Source organism: Shewanella sp. YLB-07 (assembly GCF_009377275.1).
This window is the reverse complement of sequence record NZ_VOQB01000002.1, coordinates 551,372-568,351: the sequence shown is the minus strand read 5'-3', so window position 1 is coordinate 568,351 and position 16,980 is coordinate 551,372. Positions and strand designations below refer to the sequence as shown.

Annotated in this window: 12 protein-coding genes and 3 tRNA genes; 7 read left to right on the top strand and 8 right to left on the bottom strand. The window is 45.2% G+C overall.

The genetic code is table 11. The features are described from left to right. Positions 1 to 47: 47 nt before the first annotated feature. The 3 genes from FS373_RS06355 to FS373_RS06345 all read right to left on the bottom strand — a co-directional run bounded on the left by FS373_RS06355 (position 48) and on the right by FS373_RS06345 (position 475). Positions 48 to 123: transfer RNA gene (locus FS373_RS06355), tRNA-His, on the bottom strand. 8 nt (positions 124 to 131) lie between these two features. Then, positions 132 to 208: transfer RNA gene (locus tag FS373_RS06350), tRNA-Arg, on the bottom strand. Positions 209 to 398: 190 nt separating this feature from the next. Beyond that, a tRNA-Pro gene (locus FS373_RS06345) sits at positions 399 to 475 on the bottom strand. Between the two features lie 411 nt (positions 476 to 886). Between FS373_RS06345 and folD the strand changes: the two genes are divergently transcribed. Continuing rightward, on the top strand, positions 887 to 1,747 hold the full coding sequence (gene folD / locus FS373_RS06340) for a bifunctional methylenetetrahydrofolate dehydrogenase/methenyltetrahydrofolate cyclohydrolase FolD (protein WP_144047280.1): 861 nt from the start codon (positions 887 to 889) through the stop codon (positions 1,745 to 1,747). 350 nt (positions 1,748 to 2,097) lie between these two features. On the opposite strand, the gene cysS is transcribed toward folD, so the two are convergent. After that, entirely contained in the window at positions 2,098 to 3,477 is a 1,380-nt protein-coding gene (cysS, locus tag FS373_RS06335; RefSeq protein WP_144047281.1) for a cysteine--tRNA ligase, read from the bottom strand. A gap of 263 nt (positions 3,478 to 3,740) precedes the next feature. On the opposite strand from cysS, the gene FS373_RS06330 reads away from it, so the two are divergent. Then, the gene (locus FS373_RS06330) at positions 3,741 to 4,235 is read left to right on the top strand and encodes a peptidylprolyl isomerase (RefSeq protein WP_144047282.1); all 495 of its coding nucleotides are present in this window, start codon (positions 3,741 to 3,743) and stop codon (positions 4,233 to 4,235) included. 9 nt (positions 4,236 to 4,244) lie between these two features. Next, complete coding sequence (locus FS373_RS06325) at positions 4,245 to 4,979, top strand: UDP-2,3-diacylglucosamine diphosphatase (protein ID WP_144047283.1); 735 nt, start codon at positions 4,245 to 4,247, stop codon at positions 4,977 to 4,979. 76 nt (positions 4,980 to 5,055) lie between these two features. Here the strand turns inward: FS373_RS06325 and miaE are convergent, their stop codons facing one another. Then, positions 5,056 to 5,844 (bottom strand): tRNA isopentenyl-2-thiomethyl-A-37 hydroxylase MiaE, encoded by a 789-nt coding sequence (gene miaE, locus FS373_RS06320; RefSeq protein WP_144047284.1) that lies wholly within the window; start codon positions 5,842 to 5,844, stop codon positions 5,056 to 5,058. Positions 5,845 to 6,231: 387 nt separating this feature from the next. Between miaE and FS373_RS06315 the strand changes: the two genes are divergently transcribed. Continuing rightward, complete coding sequence (locus tag FS373_RS06315; RefSeq protein WP_144047285.1) at positions 6,232 to 6,828, top strand: Yip1 family protein; 597 nt, start codon at positions 6,232 to 6,234, stop codon at positions 6,826 to 6,828. Positions 6,829 to 6,910: 82 nt separating this feature from the next. Here FS373_RS06315 and glnS read toward each other — a convergent pair whose 3' ends face one another. The 3 genes from glnS to FS373_RS06300 all read right to left on the bottom strand — a co-directional run bounded on the left by glnS (position 6,911) and on the right by FS373_RS06300 (position 11,350). After that, positions 6,911 to 8,581, bottom strand: a complete 1,671-nt coding sequence (gene glnS, locus FS373_RS06310; protein ID WP_144047286.1) for a glutamine--tRNA ligase — start codon at positions 8,579 to 8,581, stop codon at positions 6,911 to 6,913. Positions 8,582 to 8,796: 215 nt separating this feature from the next. Next, on the bottom strand, positions 8,797 to 11,088 hold the full coding sequence (gene feoB, locus FS373_RS06305) for a Fe(2+) transporter permease subunit FeoB (protein WP_152828975.1): 2,292 nt from the start codon (positions 11,086 to 11,088) through the stop codon (positions 8,797 to 8,799). Next, complete coding sequence (locus tag FS373_RS06300; protein WP_144047288.1) at positions 11,081 to 11,350, bottom strand: FeoA family protein; 270 nt, start codon at positions 11,348 to 11,350, stop codon at positions 11,081 to 11,083. Before FS373_RS06300 ends, feoB begins: the two co-directional genes overlap by 8 nt. Positions 11,351 to 11,772: 422 nt before the next feature. Between FS373_RS06300 and FS373_RS06295 the strand changes: the two genes are divergently transcribed. The 3 genes from FS373_RS06295 (at position 11,773) to FS373_RS06285 (ending at position 16,891) form a co-directional block, all read left to right on the top strand. Continuing rightward, the gene (locus FS373_RS06295; protein ID WP_407695668.1) at positions 11,773 to 12,735 is read left to right on the top strand and encodes a DmsE family decaheme c-type cytochrome; all 963 of its coding nucleotides are present in this window, start codon (positions 11,773 to 11,775) and stop codon (positions 12,733 to 12,735) included. A 13-nt stretch (positions 12,736 to 12,748) separates the two neighbouring features. Continuing rightward, positions 12,749 to 14,875, top strand: coding sequence for an MtrB/PioB family decaheme-associated outer membrane protein (locus FS373_RS06290; protein WP_152828974.1), 2,127 nt, complete (start codon positions 12,749 to 12,751; stop codon positions 14,873 to 14,875). A 126-nt stretch (positions 14,876 to 15,001) separates the two neighbouring features. Then, on the top strand, positions 15,002 to 16,891 hold the full coding sequence (locus FS373_RS06285; protein WP_227992511.1) for an OmcA/MtrC family decaheme c-type cytochrome: 1,890 nt from the start codon (positions 15,002 to 15,004) through the stop codon (positions 16,889 to 16,891). Positions 16,892 to 16,980: the final 89 nt, after the last annotated feature.

The window sequence follows — 16,980 nt, the reverse complement described above, 5'->3', positions numbered from 1 at the left end:
TAAAAAAAGCGACCTAAGGTCGCTTTTCTACTTTCTTCTGAAAGAAATGGGGTGACTGATGGGGCTCGAACCCACGACAACCGGAATCACAATCCGGGGCTCTACCAACTGAGCTACAATCACCACTGATATGGTGCGCCCGGCAGGATTCGAACCTGCGGCCACCCGCTTAGAAGGCGGGTGCTCTATCCAACTGAGCTACGGGCGCTTCGAAAGTGATAATTCTCACATCCTGAATAAGCGTTGAAAGACGTATCTTTCATTTATCTGCTTGGTGTTCAGATAAATATATAATTGGTCGGCCACTCTCTTTCATAAAGAGTGAGAATTCGAAGCTCTTAGCCTCTGTTCCTATTCGACCTTAAAGCAGGAAGGTTAACAACCTACTTTAATAAATTTGGTCGGTGATAGAGGATTCGAACCTCTGACCCTCTGGTCCCAAACCAGATGCGCTACCGGGCTGCGCTAATCACCGAAAATCAACTTTTACTTTATCTGCAATCAACACCAGAGTTCCTCTGTTCCACTTCTTATCCTAAACAAGGATGCTAAAGCGGCTGCGCTAATCACCGAAGGTCTATCATTTGAAAATTTTAAAGAATGTTTATAATTGGGAGAAACATTCAATCTTCTGCTAACCTCGAGAACAATCTAGCTTCTCGTTGAGAACGGAGCGCATCTTAGCCCCTAGCCTGACATGCGTCAACGGTTTTTTTATAAAGAAAGTGAGCTTGGTTACTTTACAAACTATCGGGTCTAAAACCACTCAAATTATCCGTATTTTAGAACTGATTGTTGTACAGCTTAATAAATGACACTCAAGCCTTGTCCTGTTAAAATGGCGCCGTTTTCATTATCGCGCTCCATTAAAGGATATCCAACCCCAATGACAGCTCAAAGAATCGATGGCAAAGCGATCGCTCAATCCATTCGAACACAGCTAAAAGAAAAAGTAACCGCCCGTAAAGAGGCAGGACAGAGAGCTCCAGGTTTAGCGGTGATCTTAGTCGGCGCAGATCCAGCGTCTCAAGTTTATGTTGGCAGCAAGAGACGCGCCTGCGAAGAGGTCGGATTTCTTTCCCGCTCATATGACTTAGACAGCAGCACGTCTGAAGAGGAGTTGTTGGCGCTAATTGATGAGTGTAATAACGATTCATCTATCGATGGTATATTAGTGCAACTGCCTCTGCCTAAGCATATCGAAGAGTCGAAGGTCATCGAGCGTATCAGACCCGATAAAGATGTTGATGGTTTCCATCCCTATAACGTTGGCCGTCTGGCTCAGCGCATTCCGGTATTGCGTTCATGTACACCTATGGGGATCATGACACTGATTAAGTCTACTGGCGTTGATACCTTCGGTTTAGACGCTATCGTAGTGGGAGCCTCGAACATAGTGGGTCGCCCTATGACACTTGAATTGTTACTCGCGGGTTGTACTACCACCACCTGTCATAGATTCACCCGCAATCTTGAACAAAAAGTCAGACAAGCGGATCTGGTTGTGGTCGCAGTAGGCAAGCCGGGGTTTATTCCTGGAGATTGGATCAAGCCCGGCGCCTTGGTTATCGATGTGGGGATTAACCGTCTTGAAGATGGCAGCTTAGTGGGTGATGTTCAATATGACGTTGCGGCGGAAAATGCCGCTTTCATCACCCCGGTTCCCGGTGGCGTCGGTCCAATGACCATAGCCAGCCTGCTGGAGAACACTTTATATGCCGCCGAGACTTATCACGATAAAGTCTAGATAGATTATAGGCTTGGATATTATTAGGTTCTAGGTTCTAGGTTCTAGGTTCTAGGTTCTAGGTTCTAGGTTCTAGGTTCTAGGTTCTAGGTTCTAGGTTCTAGGTTCTAGGTTCTAGGTTCTAGGTTCTAAAAAGCATAAATGTTCTGACTGCCACGGATAGCGGAAATGCCAATAAATGAATGGAACATTTATGGCCAGGCACAGCGAAGGTTTATACCCGTCCTTGGTAAATCTTCATAAATGTTCCAGACATAAATACCACACCTTTCCATCCATGGGGCGTGGCATAAGTGTTCCAGACACAAAAAAGCCTGCATCTGCAGGCTTTTTAATGGGAAAGAGTAATTTCACTTCTTACGCCAGGTGGTGCCACTAGGGCCATCTTCTAAGATAACGCCTAAAGCATTTAAACCATCACGAGCCACATCGGCAGCAGGCCAATCTTTCTCGGCTCTGGCGCGATTACGCTCGACGATCAAGGCCTCTATTTGAGCCACTTCATCATCACTGCCCTCCCCCTTGAAGAAGGTATCGACATCTTGTTCCAGTAGACCTAATACCTCGGCCAGCTCTTTTAACTTAACCCCCAATGCCGACGCTTGTGCGATGTCACTGCCTTTGAGACGGTTAATCTCACGCACCATCTCAAACAGCACCGAATAAGCTTCAGGCGTATTAAAATCGTCATCCATCGCTGCCTTAAACTTAGCGACAAATTCGGAGGCATCTGCAGGCTCAACGCTAAGATCTAAACCTTTAAGTGAAGTATACAAACGCTCGAGTGCAGATTTAGCTTGCTTGAGGTTATCTTCCGAATAATTAAGCTGGCTACGGTAATGACCCGATAACAGGAAGTAGCGAATCGTCGCAGCATCATAGTGCTTAAGCACATCACGTATGGTGAAGAAGTTGTTCAATGACTTAGACATCTTCTCCTTGTCGATCATTACCATACCAGTGTGCATCCAGTAATTCACATAAGGTGTGTCATGGGCACAGCAAGATTGAGCAATTTCATTCTCATGGTGTGGAAACTGAAGATCTGAACCACCACCATGGATATCGAAGTGTTGACCTAAGTGCTTACTGTTCATTGCCGAACATTCTATATGCCATCCTGGACGACCGGCCCCCCAAGGAGATTCCCAGGTCGGTTCTCCGGGTTTAGACATCTTCCACAACACAAAATCCATAGGATCGCGTTTAGTGTCTTCGACTTCGACGCGAGCACCGGCTTGCAACTGCTCAATATTTTGCCCCGACAGGCGGCCATATTCAGGGAAAGATGACACGCTAAAGAGCACATCGCCATTATCGGATACATAGGCATGTTCCTTCTCGATAAGTTTTTCAACCATATCGATAATTTCAGGCATATGTAGTGTGGCTCTAGGCTCAAAATCTGGGCGTTTCATGTTTAACGCATCGAAATCACGATGCATTTCACCAATTAAACGCTCAGTCAAAGATTCACAACTTTCGTTATTCTCAGCCGCGCGCTTGATGATCTTGTCATCTACATCGGTAATGTTTCGCTGAAAATTCACCTCATAGCCTGAGTATCTCAGATACCTGACAATCATATCGAAAGAGACAAAAGTTCGACCGTGACCGATATGACATAAGTCATAGATGGTGATCCCACACACATACATGCCAATTTTTCCTGGCTGTAATGGTTTGAATTCCTCTTTTTGGCGGGTCAGACTATTGTATAACTTCAACATCGCTACTCTCTTCAACGAAAAAACAATAAAAATTAGCTAGACAGTTTAACATCGCCCCCATGTTGCTTCCATCAGTTTTACGTGACTCTCACCATGAAACCCGGCTTTTTATCAAGTATATGGACGAGTTTTATCCTCACACGCTCTGACAATCAAATTTTTATTCTCTTAAGCAAATTAGCGACTAGCTCTTTATGCGAAATGGCAATTACGATAGAATCCTGCCACAATTTCTTATTGCTAAATTTAGTGAGAATCAAATCATGATCACTCTTCATACCAACCATGGTGAAATCACCCTGGAACTAGAGACAGAAAAAGCACAGTTAACTGCCGAAAACTTTATCAAGTATGCTAAAGATGGCTTCTATGACGGTACGGTATTCCACCGCGTTATCGATGGTTTCATGGTTCAAGGTGGTGGCTTCACTGAAGATATGGAGCAGAAGCCTTGCGGTGAAACCATCCAGAACGAAGCAAACAATGGTTTGTCGAACGTGATAGGCACTGTGGCTATGGCCAGAACATCGGATCCCCATTCGGCAACGGCTCAGTTCTTCATCAACATCAATGACAATACCTTCCTGGATTTCAAATCAGAGACAGCACAGGGCTGGGGTTACTGCGTATTTGCCAAGATCAGTGCCGGCATGGACGTGGTCAACAAGATTAAAGCGGTAAACACAGGTAACAAGGGCATGCATCAAGATGTGCCTCTAGAAGCTGTAATTATCGAGAAAGTGACCATTGCCGAATAAATCAGCTTAATGCGCACACTTTTTATAGGCGATCTGCATCTATCTGCAGATCGCCCTGATATTACACTCGCCTTCAATCAGTTTCTCGATACCCAACTCGATGATGCCGAAGCGCTCTATATACTTGGCGACCTATTTGAAGTCTGGACAGGCGATGATATTGCCGAGCCCTTCGCTAATGAGTTAGCCGATAAACTCCATGGCATCTCACAAAACCTGCCTATCTATTATATCCATGGAAATCGAGATTTTCTGATTGGTAATCAATTTGCAACACGATCTGGCATAACCTTATTGCCAGAACTCCATAGCCTTAATCTATATGGCATTGCTACTGTGCTCCTTCATGGCGATAGCCTATGCACACTCGATAAGGGCTACCAAAGATTCAGACGCTTCAGAAATAACTCAGTGGTTAAGTGGATCTATTCACGCCTTCCTAAGCGCACTCGCCAAAATATTGCAACCAAGATACGTGCAAAGAGTCAGGCGAGTAATATGAATAAAAGCTACACCATCATGGATGTAGAGAAAGATGCCGTTACTCAACTAATGAATAGTTGCGGCGCAACACAGATGATCCATGGCCATACCCATAGACCCGATATTCATTATTTAGGTAAAAATCAGGCTGGAATTGAGAATCTGCGAATTGTGGTCGGTGACTGGTACGAACAAGGCAGCGTGCTTAGCGTGTCGAAAGATAATCTAGCCTTAACCAGCCTGCCCTTTCAAGCCCAGTAATGACTTCGTTAAGTCTTTACTGGCTCTCTCCCCTACAAAAACCGCCCCCAATAGTTCGAAACAGATTCAAAAGGTATTAGGTCACTGGTGCGCCAGAGTGAAATTTAAACTCAGGATCGACAGATAAAATTAGCTCAGCTTCAGTCTGGCGGATAACGGCTATTCGCTCACTCACAGGCACACTCTTCTTAGTCATAGCATTGGCCTGAATCAGTTCCGCTAGCACCAGGTAATCTTGATAATGTCTCGCTTCTGAGCGTAACAGAGAAACATAGAACCGGTTGAGTTCATCGTCTAAAAAGGGCGCCAGTTTTGCGAAGCGCTCACAGGATCTAGCCTCAATAAAGGCGCCTATGATGAGCTTATCGACTAAGGCTGCTGGCTCATGTGTCCTGACTTGCTTCATCATGCCTTTGGCATAACGACCCGCTGTCATGTTCTGGTAAGGGATATTTCGTGCTTGCATAATCTCTAACACCTGCTCGAAATGATGAAACTCCTCTTTGATAAGACGAACCATCTTACTTATCAGTTCGGAGCCATGATCGAAGCCGGGTTTAGCGACTAGCTCCCCGGAAAAATCATTTTTTTTACTGTCACGAGATAAAAAGGCGTCTATGTCTCTGTCTTTTTGATAGATAAATTCTTCATAGGGTTTTGCCCATTGAAGTAACAATTTGCCACTGTCTTTATCGATTGCATATTTCCGAATAAGAAACATGGCCGTCTGCGCCGCTTTTAATTCACAGTTACAGTGATCGATAAGTAACTCAGGTAGACTTTCCGGCTTTTTAGCCACTTCAATCCAGGCATCTGGTGTTTCACATCCTAAAAAATCATGGATCGGGGCTAACAATTGCTGCATGGACTCTGTTCTCGAAGTAAATAAATGTCATCTTTATGGGTGCATTATTCTAGCATCGACTCGGGTAGGCAGAGGGATCAATTTAATCGTTATTTCTTATCCTGAATTATTAATCCAGAAGTTTGAACTCGATCAAACAAACAGGAATACAAACTTAGAAACAAATAATTAACAAATGAGGTAAGTTCAGCTTGACTAAGAGCCTGTTTTGTTCAATAAATAAACTTACACCATGCAATTATTGGAAATATGAGCTAGACATTAGTGAGAGCATTGATTGGCATTGGGTATCGTGAGCCGTAAGGTCTTTGGGAATTAGACCAATAGGCATGTAGGCTCGTCTGAAGTTTGGCGAGCAAAAGTTAAAGCTAAACAAGGATAATTATAATGATATTGAATCACTTAATGGGACTCTACACACATCCAAAAGAAGAATGGCACACAATTGAGCAGAATCATGAAGCACTCAAGAGCAGTCTGAGCCACATATTGCTCATTGCACTCATTCCAGTGATCTGTACCTTCATCGCAGCTACTGAACTGGGATGGGACTTAGGTGTTGGCGATCGACTCTTTCTAACACAAGAAAGTGCACTATTGATGTCCGGAGGCATGTATTTTGGACTCATTGCCGGTGTGTTTGCACTCGCTTATCTGGCTTTTTGGATGGCAAAGACGTTCGATGCTGATCCTAGCTATACTCAAGCACTGGAACTCGCATCTTACACGGCAACCCCATTATTTATGGTGGGGCTCGCCGCATTGTATCCCGCTATTTGGTTTGTGATGGTCGTCGGCTTCTTCGGACTCGCCTACTCAGTTTATCTGCTCTATACCGGTGTCCCTATTATCATGAATATTCCTGAAGAAAAAGGCTTCATCTATGCCAGCTCAGTGGTCACTGCTGGCCTGGTACTGCTGGTCGCCTTGATGGCATCGAGCGTTATCCTCTGGAGTATGGGTTTTGGCCCTATGTATCAATAGAATCTAGGAATCTAGGACAACAAAAAAGGCTTTAGGGTTTCCCCTAAAGCCTTTTTAATACATCAATTTTTATATCAACTAACTACTGTGAAGAATCTCGCAGCGCTACCGTCAGGTTGAAGACTAAGCTGTCTGGCGTTGAATCTTTGCTATCTGCACAGAAATATCCTTCACGCTCAAACTGATAGGCTTTTTCCGCTGCAGCATTCACAAGACCCGCTTCGACTAGACCTTGCTTCACCACAAGAGAATCAGGATTTAATACATCCTCTACTGTTTCAGCCCCTGCAGGGTTAGCATCGATAAATAATCGATTGTAGAGACGGAACTCGGCAGGCTTAGCACTGCTCGCTTCAACCCAGTGAATAACACCTTTCACTTTACGGCCATCAGATGGGTTTACACCTAATGTCTCATCATCATAGGTACAGTAGATAGTGGTGATGTTACCTTCTGCATCCTTGTCACAGCGCTCAGCTTTAATGACATATGCGTTACGAAGGCGCACTTCTTTACCTTGTACAAGACGCTTATACTTCTTATTGGCTTCTTCACGAAAATCATCGGCATCGATAAACAGCTCGCGGCCAAATGTTATCTCACGCTTACCAAACTCATCTTTACTCGGATGAATGGGTGCATGAAGAGTCTCAACTTGCCCTTGCGGATAGTTTTCGATAATCACCTTAACCGGATTGATCACCGCCATGGCGCGGGGAGCATTATCGTTTAACTCTTCACGAATACAGGCATCTAACATGGCCACTTCAACCATATTATCTTGCTTAGTCACGCCAATGCGCAGACAAAACTCACGAATAGAGGCGGCGGTATAACCACGACGGCGAAGTCCTGCGAGAGTAGGCATGCGGGGGTCGTCCCAGCCATGTACCAGCTCACGGGTAACCAAGTCATTTAGCTTACGCTTAGACATCAAGGTGTATTCAAGATTAAGTCTGGAGAACTCATATTGACGAGTTCTGTTAGGCGCCTGAAAATCATCTAAATGATCCAGTACCCAGTCGTACAGACGACGGTTGTCTTGAAACTCTAATGTACATAAAGAGTGACTGATGTTCTCGATGGCATCCGAGATACAGTGGGTAAAATCGTACATAGGGTAGATGCACCACTTATCACCCGTTTGATGGTGATGAGCGAAACGAATGCGGTAGATGATAGGGTCGCGCATACACATGAAAGACGATGCCATATCTATCTTAGCTCTGAGTGAACATTCACCCTCTTTGAACTCACCCCTACGCATCTTCTCAAACAACTCAAGGTTCTCAGCCGCTGAAGACTCACGATAAGGACTGTTCTTACCCGGTGCTTTCAATGTACCGCGATACTCACGAGTCTCTTCACTGTTTAGGAAGCAGACATAAGCTAAGCCCTTAGTGATCAGCTCAACAGCATAGCCGTGTAGCTGATCGAAGTAATTAGACGAGTAGCGAATATCTCCAGACCACTCGAAACCCAACCACTTCACATCGTCCTGAATCGAATGAACATAATCGATATCTTCTTTTTCAGGATTGGTATCATCAAAACGTAAGTTACATTGGCCCTTGTAATCCTTTGCTATACCGAAGTTTAAGCAGATAGATTTAGCATGACCAATATGAAGAAAGCCATTAGGCTCAGGTGGAAAACGTGTATGCACGCTGGTGTGCTTACCGCTTTCAAGGTCTTCATCTATGATGTTACGAATGAAGTTACTGGGACGAACTTCGCTGTCCACATGGCTCATGTGATTCCTCTTAGAGAACGCTGGCCAACCATTAGCCTGCTTGTATATACAATTAGCTTTATGGGATGGCATATTTTGATGTAATTGGAAAGATAATCTACTATCTCAGTGCCAGATACAACGCCTGATAGCAAAAAACAGCAACAAAAAACCATATAATAAAAAAGCAGCGAATAAACGCTGCTTTTTTATTATATTCGACTACGACTTGCTTGTTATGTGATCACTTTTACATCTAATGTGACCATCTCAGTCCGTTTGGCTTTCACCTTCAACCAAATATAGAAAATAGCCAGCGCACTGATAAAGAAACCAATCCACAGACTCGATGAAAGCGGGTGCTCCCCGAACGTCGCCGCCTGATAGAAGACAGTCGCCGTGCCGTAAGCTAAGGCAAAAGTCCAAACCCCGGCAAATGCAGCCCAACGCCCACCAAACTCTCCCACTAACGCGCCCATCGCCGCGACACAGGGTGTATAGAGTAAGATAAACAACAAATAGGCAAAGGCTGCCGTGATCCCAGAGAAACCCGCCTGAAGCGCGGTGAAGGTCGAAGTATCCACCTCTAACTCTTCCGATGCAGCTTCCACCGAAGACACATCACCCACAGAGATCGACAAGGGATCATCGAGTGCGATACCGAACAAGTTTTCCGGAATAGTACTCAAGGCTTGTTTGAGTGTTTCAGAGAACGGTGCAAGCTCTTCGTCACCCGAGCCAGCTGTGCTATACAAGCTGTTAAGAGTCCCGACTACCGCTTCTTTGGCAAATATCCCGGTGATAATCCCCACAGTGGCAGGCCAGTTATCTTGCTCCACTCCCATTGGGCCGAAAAATGGCGTCACTTTCTGGCTGGCAACGCTGAGCACGGACTCTGAGCTATCTTCATGGCCAAAGGTACCATCTACGCCTATGGCGTTGACGAAGTTAAGCAAGGTCACCACGATAACGATAGTCTTGCCCGCACCAAGAATGAAACTCTTGGTCCGTTTACCTGTACGGTTCATTACCGTCTTAAATTTGGGTTTCTCGTAACTCGGTAACTCCATCACCACAGCACTGCTGCTGCCAGGAAGCAAGGTCGAGCGCAAGAGTAAACCAGTCCCTACCGCGGCTAATATTCCTATGATATAGAGTAAAAACACCAGGTTCTGTCCCGACTCAGGAAAAAAGGCGGCGGCAAACAACGCATACACAGGAAGCCGTGCACCGCAGGACATAAACGGCGCCATCATACCTGTTACTATGCGCTCACGTTCACTGCCTAAAGTACGTGTGGCCATGATAGCGGGTACCGAACAGCCAAAGCCCACTATCATAGGCACGAAAGCTTTACCCGGCAGACCGATGCGACGCATAAGGCCATCGACAACAAACGCCGCACGAGCCATATAGCCCGAGCCTTCGAGCACAGACAGCGCTAAAAACAGCGCGGCGATGACAGGAATAAAGGTCGCTACCGTCTGAATACCTTGTCCAATACCACCAGCAATGATAGTAACTAACCAAGCCGGCGAACCAAGACTCGCCATCAATGCACCTAAGTGATCGACGAAGATAGCGCCAGCGGTAATATCGAAAAAATCGATAAACGCGCTACCCACATTGATACTGAACATGAACATCAGATACATAACAAACAGAAATACTGGCACGCCGGCCACCGGGTGAAGAATCACCTTATCTAGTTTGTCACTCAGGGTTTCACTGCCATCCGATGATACAGAGGAGTCATAGACACTTTGGACGAAGTCGAAACGTGTGGTGGCCACCATAACTTCTATATCTTGGCCCTGCCTGGAAATCGATTCAGAGCACTCATTAACCTCATCGTGCATCTGGCCATTCTTGCACTGACCACACCCTATTCCATTGGCCAACATGGCGAGCGCGCGGCCACGGCTTAGGCTTGTATCACTGGACAATAAACTGGTGACGCCTGTCTCAATTCGAGCGTCATAATTGAGAATCAAGGCTTTCTCGGACACCTTGCCCTCGAACAAAATCACAACTTGCGCCTTCACTTTCTCGATATCGGCCTCATCCCGTGAGCAAACACCCACAACCGGACAACCTAAGGTTTTGCTCATCTGCTCAACATCGACTTCGATGCCGTGGCTCTTGGCCGCATCTATCTTGTTGAGCACGACAATCATAGGTATGCCAAGCTCACGCAGCTGAATCGTTAGATACAGATGTCGCTCAATATTGGTCGCATCGACGAGATTGATAATACCGTCTATCTGTTGCTCGGCAAGAAACTGCTGTGCTATCTGCTCATCTAACGAGCAATCACAGCTTTTACCGGCAGGCAGTAGATCATAGATACCAGGAAGGTCGGTTAGAGAAACATCGGTACCATTTAGGGTAAATAAGCCTGTTTTCTTCTCTACTGTGACCCCAGACCAGTTACCAACCTGTTGATTGGCACCCGTGAGTGCATTAAAAAGTGTCGATTTACCCGCGTTAGGATTACCGACAGTCACACAATGAAACTGCTTAGCCATTCGTTAGTACCGCCTTAACTGTATCTGCTCTAACTATCTCTACATCAATAATGTCGGCAAGGTCACGACGCATACATAATCGACTGCCTCGAATATCGAGCAAAAGCCCGGATCCCATCGGAGCCTTACGGATCATGAAGAATGACGTGTTTGGGGTGATCCCCATGGAAAGTAATTTTCGTTTAACCACAGATGGCAAACTCAACTGGCCAACCTCTGAAATCGTGGCGTGATCGCCAGGGTTTAAATCGCTTAATTTCATTATGCTTTTATACCTTTTAACAGGTCTCAATAATTCTTAAACTCGAACTAATTTTAACGGAGGAACAAGAAGAATAACTTTACCTAGATCAACTTTTCGCATTGGGAACGATAATAGTTTTCAATTGTATTCTATATTATGTGACAAAAGTCCCAACTAATAAATGATTGTAATCAAATAAATCCAACTACAAGCTAATACGAATAATTATCAATTACTTAATTATTGAGCTTATTAATCGCACCCTACAGTGATCGAGATCACATTTTAGATTTTCCCTTCATAATCATCACTCTTTACCGGACGAAATCACCGCAAATGTGACTCAAATGTAATGCACATGCTCTATAGTTATGTATTAGTAAATTAGATAATTACTAATATAACAATTATTAGCAAAATAGCGCTCAGGATGTGTGATGATGAACATGGGATCTGCTTGGACAAAAAGCAAGGCCTTACCTTGCCTGTTATTTTTATTAACAGTATTTAGTTTACATCTAGCGGCTGCTCCTTGGGATGATAAAGACCCTGCCGAAGTAGAAACGATTCTCGACCAAAAATTTGCCGAAGGTAAATACTCCTCAAAAGGCGCTGATACTTGCCTAATGTGTCACAGAAAGAGTGCCAAGGTGATGGCGCTGTTTGACGGTGTACACGGTAATACCAGCGTCAAGGGCTCTCCGATGGCCGATCTGCAGTGCGAAGCCTGCCATGGTCCATTAGGCAAACACAACCGAGGCGGCAAAGAGCCAATGATCACCTTCGGTGCTAACTCACCAGTTCCGGCCCAAAAACAAAATAGTGTCTGCATGAGCTGTCATAATGATGACAAGCGTATGGCTTGGAGTGGTAATCACCACGACAACGCCGATGTCAGTTGTGCCAGTTGTCACTCGATCCACACCGGACACGACCCAATCAGTGATCGTAAAACAGAAGTCGAAGTTTGTACTTCATGTCACACCCAACAGAAAGCCGACATCCATAAGCGCTCTTCTCACCCGCTGAAATGGCAACAGATGGTGTGTAGTGATTGTCATAACCCCCATGGAAGTTTAAGTGACTCTAGCCTCAAGCAGATGAGTGTGAATGAAAACTGCTATTCATGTCATGCAGAGAAACGCGGTCCAAAGCTGTGGGAACATTCACCTGTCACGGATAACTGCGCCAATTGCCATAACCCTCATGGCAGCGTGAATGAAGCCATGCTTATCAGTAAGCCACCTCAGCTCTGTCAGAGTTGCCACGCTTCTGATGGACACACATCGAACGCTGTTTTCGCTAATCAGAAGAATGCCTTCAATGCGGGGCAATCCTGTATGAACTGCCATAGCCAAGTACACGGCTCTAATCATCCATCCGGTAAGCTACTGCAGCGTTAAGAGGGAATAGATAATGAAAACACATATTATGAATACCCTAGCGCAACACACGATAAAAATGAGCTTAGTTGCCATCGCCATGACGAGTGTTTTTTCCCCCGCAATAGCCGATGGGTACGGCCTAGCACAAGTTAATCGTACCAGTTTAAAACTTGAGAAGTGGCAATGTAAGCGTTGCAAGGTTTCAACTGACACCCAAGGGAGTATCGGCGTAGGACTTGCCTATAATGATGGCTCAGATCCTCGGTTCGGTAATACTTCTGGAACAGACAAAGACGGACTCGTCGGCCACTTAGATGCCGATGTGACGTTAAAAGGCGAATCAGGCTATCGCACCGAAATTGCAGCGAACAAGCTAGGTTATGACAACGGCAGTGCAACGCTGACCACCGGCAAGCCCGGGCAATATGAAGTCGCTTTCGGATATCGAGGTATCGCTAATTACGATACTAACAGGGCTCTGACACCTTATATGGTTAACAGTGATGCTATGCTTCTCCCCGAAGACTGGCAAACTGGTGCCACTACTGGACAAATGATTTCGCTAATCGATAGCGTCAGGCAAGCTGAGCTTATGACCCAGCGTGATAGCCTGACCCTAGATGCACATTATAAAGGTGATTTCTATAAAGCTGAGCTGGATTACCAGCACCAAGAGCGCTCAGGACAAGGTGCCTTTAGTGGTAACTTATTAACAAACAGTGCCATGTTGGCACAACCTATCGATGACTCCATCGATAATCTAGGCGCAAAAATCTACTTCAATGGCGATGGTTGGCTTGCGGGCATAGATACCATGCTTAGCCGCTATAATAACGATCATGATGCAATAAGCTGGGATTCAGCATTTAGCCCAACCTTTGGTGCGGCTTATTCGGGTCAAAGTGCTACGACACCAGATAACAAGGCCTACCGAATAGCGGGCAATGCGCAATTTAGCGACAATGGCCAACAAATTTTAATGCACACAGGTTTCAGTCGCTTCACCCAAGAACAAACATTCCTACCCGCTACAATTAACGGCCCTTCTCCTGACTTACCTTCAGCGAATTTAAATGGTCAAGTCGATATGATTGAGATGACCATTAAGTATTCGGGGCGCATAACCCGTGAATTAAGCTTACGTGCCAGTTACGACTACAAAGACAGGGATAATAAAACTGAAGTGAATGACTACCCTCAGGTGATCACCGACAGTTATTTTAGCGGGGCAGCAACAAATCCTGAATATGATCGCACACGTCAAAAGGCCAAGCTTGCCGCTAAATACAGATTTAGCCGTAATGTCTATCTCGATGTGGGTTATGAATATGATCATAACAATTATAGTGATTTGGACAGAGAAACCATACACGAGTCCAGCCTATATGGACGCTTGAGCTACCGACCTTCTCACGCTTGGTCATTTGGGTTTAAAGCAAAAGCGCAAGATAGAAGCGGTAGTGAATACAAGCCGGTCAGTAGAACTGATAGTCCCAGCAATCCATTACTGAGAAAAACCTACCTTGCAGATAGAGAACATCAGGAATATAAACTCTCGGCAAATTACACTGGCTCTGCATCTTTCTCTGCCTCAGCGAATCTACATTTAAGCCAACAAGATTATACCGATACCCAGATAGGCTTAACCGATGTCGACACTTCCGGTTATGACATTTCTGGCCAATACCTGATCGATGAAGACCTCAGTTTCAACGTTTTTCTCAATCAGGACTGGCGTGATAGCGAGCAAGCCGGCAGCAGCAATTTCAGTGCTCCTAACTGGTACGCAACTGCTGATGAGCAATCCACTATCGTAGGCCTTGGGATGCTGTATCAAAACCTATTGGATAAGCAGTTATCTCTGGGGGTCGACTACAACTATTCAGATGGCCAAAGCGATACCGAGGTCACCCAAGGCTTGGCAACCCCTTACGGCGCATACTTCTCCACCAGCCATAATGTGAATGCATTCGCCGATTACCAAATGAGTGAATCAATAGGTATACGCTTTGACTGGATTTTTGAACAGTACCAAGATGCCGATTGGAGTAACCAAGGGATGAGCGTCGACTCCATCCCAAATGTATTGATATTTGGTGATCTCAGCCATGACTACAATGCGCATTACTTCGGGGTGACATTGAGCTACCAGCTATAAACATTAGCGATAAACATCAGATTTAAACGACTTATTAATAGCACGTTTTTTGGGAAAGTCAGTGTGTGAGCATGTTCCAAGGAAGAGATGATGAAACTAATTACAAATCTAATATGTGTATTTGACATGAAAAATGCAGCACCGCTTATCCTTGCTTTACTGTTAACGGCTTGTGGTGGTGATGACGGTGAGCCCGGTAACTCAGGAGAACCCGGCGGTCCTCCTGCTACCGATATATCTTCACTTAACGTCGAGGTTAATGAAGTCATTTTTACTCATGGCGTAGCCACGGTGAATTACAGCGTCAACAACCAAGACGATGAGCCCATCGTCGGCATACCTAGCTCAACGTATATTGCAGCTCAGCTTCTTCCCCAAGGTTTTACCAATGCCGGAAACAGCAGTCAGTGGCAATACTTTACCTCTGAGAGCTGCACAAGCAGCTGTACAGGCGAGCTTGTCGATCACAAGAATGGAAAGTATTCCTATACTTTCAGTGCTGCTTTCGATGGCATGAATGAGATGAGCTATTTGCCAGGAGCCACCCAACGCATAGTCATTAAGATTGGCGGAGATAGCTTACCTGACGGAACAGCATTACCAACAACTAACCAAAATTTCGATTGGCAAGATTCAGGTGAAGCCGCCTACACTCGTAATTTGATCACCATGGAGACATGTAACACCTGTCACAAGGATCTCGCTTTTCACGGTAGTAAGTACAACGAAGTCGAAACTTGCGTGACCTGTCATAGTGAAGGAAAAGTGAGTAGCAATGACAATATCTTCCCGCAGATGATACACGGTAAACATTTAACCGGCTTCCCAGGCTCCTTGGCAGATTGTCAGACTTGTCATGCCAATGATGAAACATTGACTGAAAATATGAACTGGGCCCGTGTGCCAGGTATGGAGGCATGTGGTTCATGTCATACCGATATCAACTTTCCTGCAGGTGAAGGGCATCCAGCCCAAGTCGATAACAGCAATTGTGTGGCTTGTCATAATCCCGATTGGACCATGAGTGTACATAATGATGGTGGTAACGATGAGGCATTAGCACAATTTAATGCCCAAATAACCGTTGCTAGCCTCTCAGGCACGACTGTCACTTTTTCACTAAGACTCTCTAACCCTGTCACTGGGGAGGTTTACACAGATAGCGCTGATAAACTTAACTTTGTGGCTGATTTACGCGTAGTAGCTAACTGGGGAACAAGCTTTGATTATGCCACTCGTTCGGCAAAATCAATCAAGTTACAAGAAATACCGCCAAAGTCAGGCAGTGCAGGTATCTACACTTATGACATTACTGACCTAACAGTTCCATCGGGAAGCGAATCAGACCACGGAACCTTAGCTATTCAAGGTAAACTTTGTAGCTCAGAAGGAATGCTTGGTGATTGCGCCAATGAACAATTTTCAAGCGTTAATATAAAATCCAGCCATCAATTCTTCTCAATCGCTTCTATATCGGATGAAGGCAGACGAATTGTTGTCACTAATACTACCTGCGGAAGCTGTCATGGCGATCAAGCCCTCAATTTTCATGGTTCTCGTAACGACCTGGAGCAACAATGTCAGTTATGTCATAACAATAATATGATGGCTGATGCCAGTGCTGTTAATCCCTCGATTGCAACCGCAGACTTTAAGCATCTTATTCACGGTTTACATAGCTCACAACGTGAAGGTTTTGAAGATCTTAATTATCCAGGTCAAATAGGTGATTGTGCTCAATGCCATACCAGTAACGATACAGGAACCCTAACTGCAGCACTGCCGCTGAGTAACGCTGTACAACCCCTTTCAATTGACAATGGCACATTCACCAGTGCTACCGCTGCAATATGTAGCGACTGTCACTCCAGTACAAATGCCGCAAATCATATGACTCAGCAAGGCGCTGTATTTATGGGGACCGAGGAAGATGCAACTTCTGGTACAGAGAGCTGTGCAACCTGTCATGGACAAGGGGCTACAGCGGACGTACTGACAGTCCATCCAATAAAGTAGCAATACAGAATGAATACAAAGAGTGAGGCACTCAATAAACTCTGTCAGATAAAAGAGTGAGTGCCTCAACCCGAGATGATGTATAGATA